At 56.1% G+C, this 10,780-nt stretch carries 9 protein-coding genes; 2 read left to right on the plus strand and 7 right to left on the minus strand.

The window, feature by feature from the left end:
- Positions 1-327: 327 nt before the first annotated feature.
- From CEE69_RS26330 to CEE69_RS26360, 6 genes are all read right to left on the minus strand, one after another.
- Positions 328-1,290 (minus strand): SGNH/GDSL hydrolase family protein, encoded by a 963-nt coding sequence (locus tag CEE69_RS26330; RefSeq protein WP_099263568.1) that lies wholly within the window; start codon positions 1,288-1,290, stop codon positions 328-330.
- Positions 1,291-1,354: 64 nt separating this feature from the next.
- Positions 1,355-2,239 (minus strand): sugar phosphate isomerase/epimerase family protein, encoded by an 885-nt coding sequence (locus tag CEE69_RS26335; RefSeq protein ID WP_099263569.1) that lies wholly within the window; start codon positions 2,237-2,239, stop codon positions 1,355-1,357.
- A gap of 86 nt (positions 2,240-2,325) precedes the next feature.
- A complete protein-coding gene (locus tag CEE69_RS26340) occupies positions 2,326-3,354 on the minus strand; it encodes a zinc-binding dehydrogenase (protein ID WP_099263570.1) in 1,029 nt (342 codons plus the stop codon).
- Positions 3,355-3,492: 138 nt separating this feature from the next.
- On the minus strand, positions 3,493-4,365 hold the full coding sequence (locus CEE69_RS26345; protein ID WP_233215663.1) for an orotidine 5'-phosphate decarboxylase / HUMPS family protein: 873 nt from the start codon (positions 4,363-4,365) through the stop codon (positions 3,493-3,495).
- 272 nt (positions 4,366-4,637) lie between these two features.
- Positions 4,638-6,026, minus strand: a complete 1,389-nt coding sequence (locus CEE69_RS26355; RefSeq protein ID WP_099263573.1) for a sulfatase-like hydrolase/transferase — start codon at positions 6,024-6,026, stop codon at positions 4,638-4,640.
- Positions 6,027-6,075: 49 nt separating this feature from the next.
- Entirely contained in the window at positions 6,076-7,215 is a 1,140-nt protein-coding gene (locus CEE69_RS26360; protein WP_099263574.1) for a lipid-binding SYLF domain-containing protein, read from the minus strand.
- 317 nt (positions 7,216-7,532) lie between these two features.
- On the opposite strand from CEE69_RS26360, the gene CEE69_RS26365 reads away from it, so the two are divergent.
- Both CEE69_RS26365 and CEE69_RS26370 read left to right on the plus strand, forming a co-directional pair.
- Positions 7,533-8,126: an HdeD family acid-resistance protein gene (locus CEE69_RS26365; RefSeq protein ID WP_099263594.1), complete on the plus strand. Its 594-nt coding sequence runs from the start codon at positions 7,533-7,535 to the stop codon at positions 8,124-8,126.
- 194 nt (positions 8,127-8,320) lie between these two features.
- Positions 8,321-9,469, plus strand: a complete 1,149-nt coding sequence (locus tag CEE69_RS26370; protein WP_099263575.1) for an SGNH/GDSL hydrolase family protein — start codon at positions 8,321-8,323, stop codon at positions 9,467-9,469.
- Between the two features lie 18 nt (positions 9,470-9,487).
- Here CEE69_RS26370 and CEE69_RS26375 read toward each other — a convergent pair whose 3' ends face one another.
- The gene (locus CEE69_RS26375) at positions 9,488-10,768 is read right to left on the minus strand and encodes an Lpg1974 family pore-forming outer membrane protein (RefSeq protein ID WP_099263576.1); all 1,281 of its coding nucleotides are present in this window, start codon (positions 10,766-10,768) and stop codon (positions 9,488-9,490) included.
- Positions 10,769-10,780: the final 12 nt, after the last annotated feature.

The raw sequence follows: 10,780 nt of genomic DNA on the forward strand, positions 1-10,780 counted from the left end.
CGCGTCGGGAAGAAACGCTTGCGACGAACGACCTTTTCAGGCATCGCTTGCGAGTCTTAGCCCGGGTGATGACTTTGTGGTGGGAAGCATGCCGCTTGAACACGGGCCGGGAGAACTCGCGTTTGCCATTGGAACGCTGGCCAACCGCATGCCTGCGTGTGCGATCCGGCTCCTTAGCAAAAGCTGGGGGGAAACAAATCGACAACGCTCCCCTAGTCTATCGAGTAGTGACCCTCTCATGGGGCGATCGAAGCAACTTTTCGGCCTCTTTCTTAAGTAGGAGAAATGTGCGAAACGGAGGGTTAGCGGCCATTTGGCTCGCACGTATTAGCGTGAAAGGAGCGTCTTGATCGCTTCTTTTTGCTCGGCAACGAGTGCTTCCGACCCGCCGAGAGGTTGCGGCGGGTAGGTTTTTTCTCGCGTGTATCCGATGTGGTTCATCCAGGCTTTCCAGCGAAGATTGCGGATCGCATCGATCGACGCGAAAACGGGATCCGCTTTGACTTCTGCCAATGTCATGTTTGTTTCGCTGGCTCCGAGTGCGGACGCGATGGTTTGTGCCATCAACCAGTGCCCGTCTTCATTGGGGTGCACTTTGTCTTTTGAAAACGGTTGGTCACGTTGCTTTCGGGCGGCAAGCATCGCTGTGTGCAGGTCGATGACTTTGACATTCGTAATGTTCAGTTTCGTTTCCCAGCGAGCGTATTCGCTGAGCACGGATTCGTAGTTGAATGAGTCATCTCTTGGTTGGTAGTCGTAGATCGGCGGTGTAACCAGATAGATCTTCTTCACGCCGGCCTGTTTGGCTTGAGTGATCATGTTTTGGATGCCGTTCTGGAACGCTGCGAAACGGCTTTCTTCCAGCGGCTGGTAGATTCCATCGTTCATTCCGTAGCATGCGATCAAAACTTCTGGCTTGAGTTTGGTGAGCAAGCGGTCGAATCGTTCGAACAAACATGGCCGTGGAAATCGGCCTCCCGCGTGTCCGTCTTCACTCAGTCCCGAGACGGTTTCACTCGACAATCCCAGTGGATAGATGTCGAAGGTTCGTTTGGGGTAACTCTTTTGCAATTGATACGACAGGAACGAAACGTAGTGTCCCGCTTGCGTGATGCTGTCTCCAACGACCGTGATGCGAGAATTGGCCAGCAAATCGATGTCAGATTCATCAGCAAAGAGAGGCTTCCATGGGAGGCTGATTAGCAACAGGCAAGCCGCAATTGCGAAACCGAATCGGGCAAGCTTTTTAGGTTGAGTTGGGTCGATGGTTGCTGGCCGGCGACTGGACATGAGCGGCGTTCTTTCGAGGTGAGACAATGAGTGGATGGAATGCAGGTGGGATGGGACGGTCGAATCAATTCCAGTGTTGAGAAATCTTGCCGCGTAGGAAGTCGGCGCTGCGACGAAGTTGGTCGATTCCATCCACGCCATCTTCGATGCTGATCCAGGAATCGAATCCTTTGGATTTCAATTCTCGAAAGATGGCATCATAATCATTCAGGCCTTTGCCGATTTCACCATGACGGAGTCTTTGAGCGTAACCGACCGAGCCATCTTCTTCGGCGCGAAGGTCTTGCAGTGTGCCTTCGATCAGGAAGCGATCGCTGGCGTGCATGGTGACGACGCGGTGAGACACGCGGCGAAGCAATTCCAGTGGGTCGTCGCCGGCTAAGAACGCATTGCTGGGGTCGTAGTTGACGCCGAAGTTCGGATGGTCGATGGCATCCACCAAGTCGCAAAAGACGTCCATGGATTGCGCGAACTCAGGGTACTCCCAGAAGTCATCTTTGTAGTGGTTCTCGAGGATCAGCGTGATGCCGCGATCGGCAGCGTAGGGAAGGCACTGGGTGATGCAGTCGGCGGCCAACTCAATGCCCTCTTCATTGGATAGTTCGGGGCGTCGCTGTCCACTGAGCACTCGGCAGTAGCTGCCACCAAGTGTTTCTGTCATCTCGATCCAACGCAATTGTTGTTGGATTTGAGCGTCACGGAAGGCTTGGTCTGGGTGCGTGAAGTCGGGTGAACAACACAGCATGGGGATGACCATCCCGAGGTCTTCAACCTGCTGGCGAAGCGAGGGCCAGTTGCTTTGGTCGTCCAGTTCTAGAAAGCCGGCGTAGAACTCCAGGCCTTGAACATCCAGCGTCGAGGCAAGTTCAAACCACTCGGCCAGCTTCATCGAACCGTCTTTGCACAACGCGGTCATGTAGGCTTTGGGAAACGCGGCCAGTTGGGGCATGATTGGACTGCTGTCTGTTGAAGGAAAGTGGCATAGGCTTCCAGCCTGTGAAGCACACACAGGCTGGAAGCCTATGCCACCTGGGATCAGATGGGTTGGAGCACCGATTTGACGACTTCGCCGCGGTGCATTTTTTCGAAAGCGGTCTGCCACTGATCGATCGGCCAGATGCCTCCGATGATCGGTGCGACGTTCAGTTGTCCGCTTGTGAGCAAAGCCAAGACGCGTTCCCAAATCGGCCAGTTGTGGCTGAAGCTTCCTTGCAAAGTCACATTCTTTTGAACCAGTGGATCCAGGTTGTAGCCGAGCGGTTGTGGTCCCCAGCCGACTTTGCTGATCCATCCCGCGGGACGCACAACTTGCATGGCGATTTCCAGCGTGATGCTGGAGCCGGCGGCATCTATCACGCCGTCGCATCCCATCCCATCACGCTCGTTGGCCCAGTTGGTGGGATCACCGATGATGCCTTGGCAGCCGTAGTGTTCTTCCGCGATGTTCAATCGATGTCGGTCGGATTCCAGTCCAACCAGAGCCACCTCGGCACCGCAAAGACGGGCCATGGCGGCGCATAGGATGCCGATGGTTCCGGGACCCATCACGATGACTCGATCGCCCGGTTCAATGCGTGCGTTGCGAACGACTGCGTTGTAGGCGACGCAGCATGGTTCGGTCAGGCAAGCGTGTTCAAACGCGAGCGACTTGGGCACCTTGTGCAAAATTCGCGAGGGAACGCGAACATAGCGAGTCATTGCCCCGTCAACGCCGTAGCCAAACCCTTTGCGTGTGGGGTCCAAGTTGTAGAGGCCACGCCGCGTCATGGGGTTGTTGGAATCGATGATCGCGGCCGTTTCGCTGACCACGCGGTCACCCTCGTTCCAGCCCTCCACGTCATTTCCCGTTTCCACGACGTGTCCGCCAAATTCATGGCCCAGAACCACGGGGTAGTTCACCGGCCAAGAATGATGTGCGGTCCATTGATGAAGATCGCTGCCGCAGACGCCGACGTGGGAGACTTCCAGCAGGACATCTTGCGAGCCGATCTCAGGCCGATCGATTTCGCGAATTTCGACGGATTTCGGTTCCGGAGCGTAGTTCACCACCGCGGCGGATTGCATGGGGTTGCCTGTTGATTGACGAAGTGAAGAAGATTCGGAACGTCTGATAATTCGAGAGCAATCGCGAGGAGCTCCGGGCAACTCCATCCCTTGCTCACGCTGCGGGTTATGACAGAGAGCTAGTTGTCGCTGTCGCTGTTAGGCGACCTCTTGCGCATGCACGGCTTCGCAGATCATTCGCAGGGAGGATTCCAAATCACCATCGGCGGTGCGAAACGCGTCGGCGTCGATCGTCAGCGGTGCTCCCAAAACCACCAGAGGGGCGCCGTACTTGGGACACTCAATGGCTTGCTCGATCGACAATCCACCAACGGCTTGAACGGGAACCTCGACTGCTTGCACGACTTCACGCAATTGGTCGAGTGGGCTTGGCATTCGATCGCCGCGAGCCGCGATGCCTCGGCGTTCGTCGTAGCCGATGTGGTGGATCACGTAATCGCACCCCAGGTCTTCCAGACGTTTGGCACCGGCGACCATGTCTTCGCTGACCATGTTGTCGCCCATGACCTGGCAACCAAAGTCAGCACCCGCTTTGACGACGCAGCGAATCGTTTCTTCATGAGCCCGAGCCATCACCACGACGTGGGTCGCGCCGGCGTTGGCCATCATCTCGGCTTCCAGGTACCCGCCGTCCATCGTTTTGAGGTCGGCGACGATTGGTGTTTGGGGAAACGCGGCACGAAGTTCACGCACGCCGTGCAAGCCTTCGGCGAGAATCAGCGGTGTTCCCGCTTCCAACCAATCCACGCCCGCTCGCATGGCAAGTTCGGCGGTTTCCAGGGCTTCATCAATGTTGGTCAGGTCCAACGAAATCTGAACGATCGGACGCATGCGTCGACCTCTGCAGGTGGGAAGGAAGGCGGGGTCCAGGCAGGAGGCCCGAATTGTATCGCATTCCAAACGCCAAGGAGTGTTGCTAGGCAGGTAGGCAGGAAAGATCGGGCAGAACCATGTGAGCGTTTGCTTGGGCTGCGAAACGTTTGGTGTTGACGCTCCGATCGCGGATGCCACTTTTCTTCCAGCTCCTGCCTTTCTTAATCCCTACCGGGATGAAAGCGTGCGCAAACGAATGCGTTCCATGACACCAAACATTTCGAAGTCCAGCGTTCGCCCCGCTTGCACGTGGGAACAGTGGCGTTTGCCAAAAGATTTCAGATTCCGAAAAACTCTTGCCGACCTGTTTCATCCCAAGCTTTCATGCTGCAGGCGATGCTCGTCTTTCGAGCATCTGGTTCCGATGCGGCCGCATGTTTGCCAGCCAGATCGTGCAAGTCCACACGACGCTACCGCGAAATTTGCTGGGTGATTGGATGGCCGGTGGCGTCGAGCAACGGTGGTTCATCGATTCCCGCCATCGCCTCGGTGATGCGTTGTTGAAGCTCTTTCATCGCGGCTCGATCTTGCTCGGTCGCTTGATCCAGGTCGATGGCAATTTCTTCGAGCGGTCGATTGGTCAAGCGGAACAAGCGTCCGTCGCGAAAGTACTTGTGGGTTCGATTGAGTGCGAACACTTCGCGAGTGAACTGCGATTTGTCTTCGCCGGGACGCGGGTCGTACCAAAAGAACAGGGATTCCTTTTCCTGTCCCTGTTTGCCAAACAATTCCGGGGCGAAGCTGATTCCGTCCATCGTTGGATCCTCCACCACTTTGCCGCCCGCCAATTCAATCAACGTTGGATAGAAATCCGATGCATCGATCAGCTTGTCACTCACGGCCGGTTGGATGTGGCCTGGCCAGGACACGATCAACGGTACGTGAATGCCGGTTTGCTTGGTCAGGCCCTTGCCACCTTGGATGGATCGACCGTCGGCGAGCTTGGAGACCACTTTCAGGTGCGTCCCGTTATCGCCGTAGAAAATGACAATCGTGTTCTCTCGCAAACCGTTGGACTGCAGGCCGTTGATCAAGTTCCCAACCGCAATGTCCATGTACTCCACCATGTCTTTGAAGTACTTCAGTTGTTCAACGACCGGTTGCGACGGATCCCAGTCGTCGCTGATTGGCGTTGGCACGAAGGGCCAGTGAGGCAGAGCCATCGGGTAGTAAACGAAGGCGGGTTCGTCGCGTTCTTGTTGGAGGAAGTCGATCGTTTTCTCGACCCAGATGTCTTCGCCAAATTGACCCGCGTAAGTTTTCAGCGTACCGCCCTGCCCTGCTTCGCCTTCCAGCATCGTTGGGTTGGCGTAGCGTGAGCCTTTGTCTTCGGTGTGCAAGGCATGGAACAACGCGTACTGGTCGAAGCCCGCGTCCTTGGGATGCATGCCTGTTCCGCGGCGTTCATCGGCACCGGGATATCCGGGCGGGTCGTACGATTGCAGTTGCCATTTGCCAAAGATCGCTGTCGCGTAGCCCTCTTCCTTCATTCGGTGACCAAAGGTTTTCACGTTTGGATCGAGGATTCCAAACGTCTTCCAGTTGCGATGGTTGTACTTGCCCGACATGAGTTGGACTCGGGTCGGTGTGCACAACGGTTGCGAGTACGCGTGGGTGAACCGCACGCCATCGCTGGCCAATTGATCCAGTGCAGGCGTTTCGTAAGAGACTCCGCCGTAGCACCCTAGACCTTCGATGCCAATGTCGTCCGCCATGATCAGAACGATGTTGGGTCGCGAATCGTTGGCGGATGAAACGGTCAGCGGCAGACATGCCAGCAGAAGCAGAAGAAAACGCATTCGATCGTTCGTTTAGAGTTGCGGGGCGAAGGTGCGACTCAGAGGATAATCAACGGTTGATCGGCGGAGGTGGAAGCTGGAGCGTTTGAGCGTTCGGAATCAGCGAATGTTGGTAGTGCTTCAATAGACTATGAACGGATTGAAACTCAGGACGTCCGGCCAAGGATGCATACTGTGGGTCCGACGCGACTTGATCGTATTTCGCAACCGCGGCTGCCAACGCGTTGGGGTCAGGCACTTCGTTTGGGTTGGCTGACAGCGGCAGTGCCAAGTGAGCCGTCCATTGCGGATCCAGCAACTTGAAGAGCTCAGGAGCGATTTGCAGCAACTGATCCTGCAGCACCGCGGGGCGATCACTCCGGTATTGTTGAGCGAATTGTGATTGGGGTTCAGGCGGTGTGACCTGCACTTGTTGGCCGGCGTAGCGAGCGATGGCCTGGGTCAGCTGGGCCGCCGAGGTGGGGATTACAACCGGTTGGCCGGGTGCGGGGCTTTGGTAGTACATGCCCGTCGCGACTTGATCGACTCGAAGCACCGTTCCGTCGATGGAGACTCCCGCGAATAATCCACGACTTCGGGAATAGGTGTAGATCTCAGCTTGCAGTTGACCATCGGTGGCCACTGCGGCTTGGCGTCCAACCGGCCCGGCTGCGGCGGAGGCATCGCCACCCAAGGTCAATTTGCCGGAGAGGATGCCTTGGACACTTCGAGCGGTTTTGAAGACCAGAATGATGTCGGAGGCTTGCACACCAACTTGCCAACCGACGTTGCCTCCGGTCAAGGTGATGAACACCGGAGCGTGCCAGGTGCCGTCGGGATCGCGGATGAACAACAATCCTTTTCCGTGCCGAGCACCGACGATGAAGCTGCCTTTGATCACGTTGGGGACAATCGCGACCCCGTGACAATCCTGCAACATTTGTGCTGGGATTTGGCTCAATGGCGTGGACATCGTTTCGTTCAGTACCGCGGTCGCGGCCTGGACCGTTTGTTCTTCGTTGATCTGCGCGGTCGCGGGCTGCGTCCATCCAATCAGCAACAATGCAGTCGTTATCACGATTCGGCGCGTGAAACGAAATTGCGGTTGGGTAGAAGACTCCATCGTGCACATTCCTTTGGTGAGATCGTTTTCAGTCGTGAACGTTTGATCGGGGGAGTGAATTGCGACCGCGACCATTTGCCATCGCATTGCAATCCCGTGGCGATTCCCATGCCATTGTGGAGCCGAATGCACATTCCGGCTACTCCATCCGCCCTGCCCTGCCCCGCGATTGAGAAAGAATGCCTTCCATGAAGGAGATCGAAGTTCATCGAGTGATGCCGACACTTGGCAGCGAAAACGAGTCGAACGGATAGGGAAAAGCCCGATGGTCGGTTGGATTGCTGCTCTCAAAGTGCGAAGATTGAATTCGATGCCGGCGCGTATCGCTGGGCGAGATCACGTTGGAGTGGCCAACTCGGCTCTGCAATCACGCGAATCCACTTGAAGGCTTGGGAAATCGAAGCATGTCTGATTTAGAACCGAAGGACACGATGCGGAACGTGCTGTCGGATGTGGCGTCGCTTTGGTGGTTGCCGCTGATCCGAGGTTTGTTGCTGTTGGTTCTGGGCATCTACGCGTTGTTTCAACCCGGGATGACGTTGGCAACGTTTGCCCAAGTCGCCGGATTCTTCTTGGCGTTTGATGGTGTGATGGCGATCATCGCGGGATTGGTCGGTGACACTCCGTCGCGAACGGGAACGATTGTTCGAGGCGTGATCGAATTTTTGGCTGGCATATTCGTGTTTGCTAATCCGATGTTGGTCGCTGGGTTGACCGCGACGATTGTGATCAGCGTCATTGGTGCGATGGTGGTCGTTTCGGGTGTGGTTGAGATCGCGGCTGCGATTCAAGATCGTCGACACATCCAAGGCGAAGGCTGGTTGATCTTGGCTGGCGTGCTTTCTGTTTTGATCGGCATCGCCCTGTTGGCCGCGCCGATGGGATTTGGGCTGACGCTGGTCAGGATTTTGGGAGCACTAGCGATTATCTCCAGCATCGCAATGATCGCGTTCGCATTCCGGTTGAAATCATTGGGAAGCCGAATCAACCAGGTGTGACCATCGTTTGATTCGGGGGTGCTGTCCCTGCAAAGCCGCACTGCCCTGCCCTGCTCCATGTCGCTGTCCCACATTGGGAGCTTCAGGGCGACTATGTTGGTCAGCCGCCTCTTTGTTCAGCGAAGAAGCTGGATTGATCCGCAACAGGATCCGTCTCCTTCCCTCCCCTGCCCCGCATCAGAAAGTCATTCCAAATGAAGATTCGATGGTTCATTTTCGTCGCTGTGTTGCCTTGGTTTATCGTCCCGGTTGAGGCTCAAGAGAAGGTTGCCGACTCGATCGGCAATTTGGATCCGGAGATGGCGACCGGGCGAACGGTCGAGGACGGCGTCGCGTGGTACGACGTCGCGGAGCAGAACATCGAAGGAAGGATCTTGGCCGACCAAGAACGTGCGAGATGGTTTGATCGATTCCCGGCGTCCGCCAACGGTTCGGTGACATCAAACGTTTGGAACCTGAGTCGTCATTCTGCTGGGATGATGGTTCGATTCAAAACAGATGCCACCTCCATTCACGCGCACTACAAATTGCTGAATAAGAATCTGGCGATGCCGCACATGCCTGCGACCGGAGTCAGCGGGGTCGATTTTTATGCCCGCGACGGTGAAGGCAACTGGCGATGGGTGCAGGTCACTCGCCCGACATCACAAGAAGTCAAAACAAAGGTCATCGATTCATTGGCACCGGGGATGCGTGAGTACGCCGCTTACCTTCCGCTTTACAATGGCATCGAGTCTTTGAAGATTGGTGTTTCGCCGGACAGCAAATTCCAACAGTTGCCGACACGTGAGAAGCCGATCGTGTTCTACGGAACCAGCATCACACATGGAGCTTGTGCCAGCCGTCCTGGTATGGTCCACACCGCGATTTTGGGACGTCGTTTCGATCAGCCCGTCGTGAACCTGGGCTTTTCTGGCAATGGAAAGATGCATGCTGAAGTCGGAGAGTTCTTGGTCCAAGTCGACGCAGCGGTCTATGTCATCGATTGCCTGCCCAACATGAATGCTGCGATGGTGACCGAGAGGTGCGTTCCGTTGGTCAAGCAAATTCGTGCCGCGAAACCGGACACGCCGATTGTTTTGGTGGAAGATCGCCGGAACACAAACAGTTGGATCTTGCCAGCACGTGATGCTCATCACACCGCGAATCATGAGGCTCTGCAGGCGGCGTACAAGTCGCTGCTTGCCGACGGCGTGACGGGGCTGCACTACATCGCTGGCGATGAGCTTTATGGAACCGATGGTGACGGTGCGACCGATGGTTCTCACGCCAGCGACCTTGGTTTCATGCGCCAGGCCGACGTGTTTGATCCCGTGCTTCGCAAAGCAATGGGCGTGGAGTGAACGTCGGAGCGGTTCCGGCTACCAATTCAGCTGGGATCCAACGGTCAGGCCGAGAAACCCAAGGTTGTCGTCCATCGGTGAGTCTCCGTTGAGGCCGCCGTCGGGACCAGTGAAGACTCCGGTTGGGTTGGGGCCGCCAACGCCGTTGTAGTGCATCGCTTCCATCGCAACGGTCATTGAAAAATGATCGGTCATCACGATGCGAAGTCCCATTTGCATTTCGGCATTGGCCACCAGAGAATCAGCCGAGTCGTCACCGGGACGCAAGTCAATGTCGCCGATGGTTTGGCGAATGTTACCCAAAGGCGTGAGGCTGTCGGTGGCGGAAAACTTGCGTGCTCCGTAGAGCATCGAGCCGCGAAGATTCGCGAAAAGTTGCAAGTTTTCGACCGGTAGAACATGGTTGATTTGCAGTGCCATGGTCGGTCCCATTCCTCGAAATTGGGAGTGACCTTGGATGGTGCCTTCGTCGGTGGAGGCATAGTAGCCTTGGGCAACTTTGGCGTATCGAATGCCGGCATAGAAATCCACTGGGCTGGCGATTCGCCGCTGGAGCTCCCAGTCGATCACATCGGTTCGCACGGTGCTTTGGAATTCGCCTTCGTTGATGAACGCGAGGCCAGTCAGGATGTCACCGTTTTCGATGAAGTAGCCCGCTGTGCCTTCGTTTCCGGTTGGGATTAGTCCGTTTGCATCATTGGCGATCAAACCATCTGAGTGACGGAATTCCCAAAATCGAACTCGCCAGCCCAGTGTGTTGTCTTCCGCTTCGCGACCGAATTGGATCCTCGGGCTGTGCTCGATTTGCCAAGGGAACCCGATGTGTGAAAACCCTTCGTCGGTTTGAACGATGATCGCCGTGCTGTTGCTCTGTGTGGGCTGGACGAGGACGCTTTCGAAGGTGGCAAACAGGCGTCCTTCTTCGGGTTTGGGTTGAAGGCCTTCGCTTGTTTGTCGCAGCGTGCTTCGATCGTCGAATCGGTTGGATTCCAGTTCTTGGATTCGCATTTGCATCTCTGCGAATCGAGAATCCAGATCGATCGGTTGAATCTCGCTGAAATTGACCGGGGCGGCTTCGCTTTTGAAATCATTTGTGCCGGGAGCCTGGAAGTCAGACAGTGTCAGCACTGGATCGTCGTCGGCACGGAGAGGGCTGGTCCAATGGAACGCAAGCAACGCCAGACAGAGTGGCGAGCAGAGCAATGCCAATTTCAAGTTGCGGAAATCACGTGGAGAATCAAGGCGGGGCACGTCAAAGTCGCTTTCATTGGGAGCGAGCGGTGAACGTTTCGAGGTCACGAAGTCGTTCGA

This window comes from Rhodopirellula bahusiensis (assembly GCF_002727185.1).
Lineage (GTDB): Bacteria > Planctomycetota > Planctomycetia > Pirellulales > Pirellulaceae > Rhodopirellula > Rhodopirellula bahusiensis.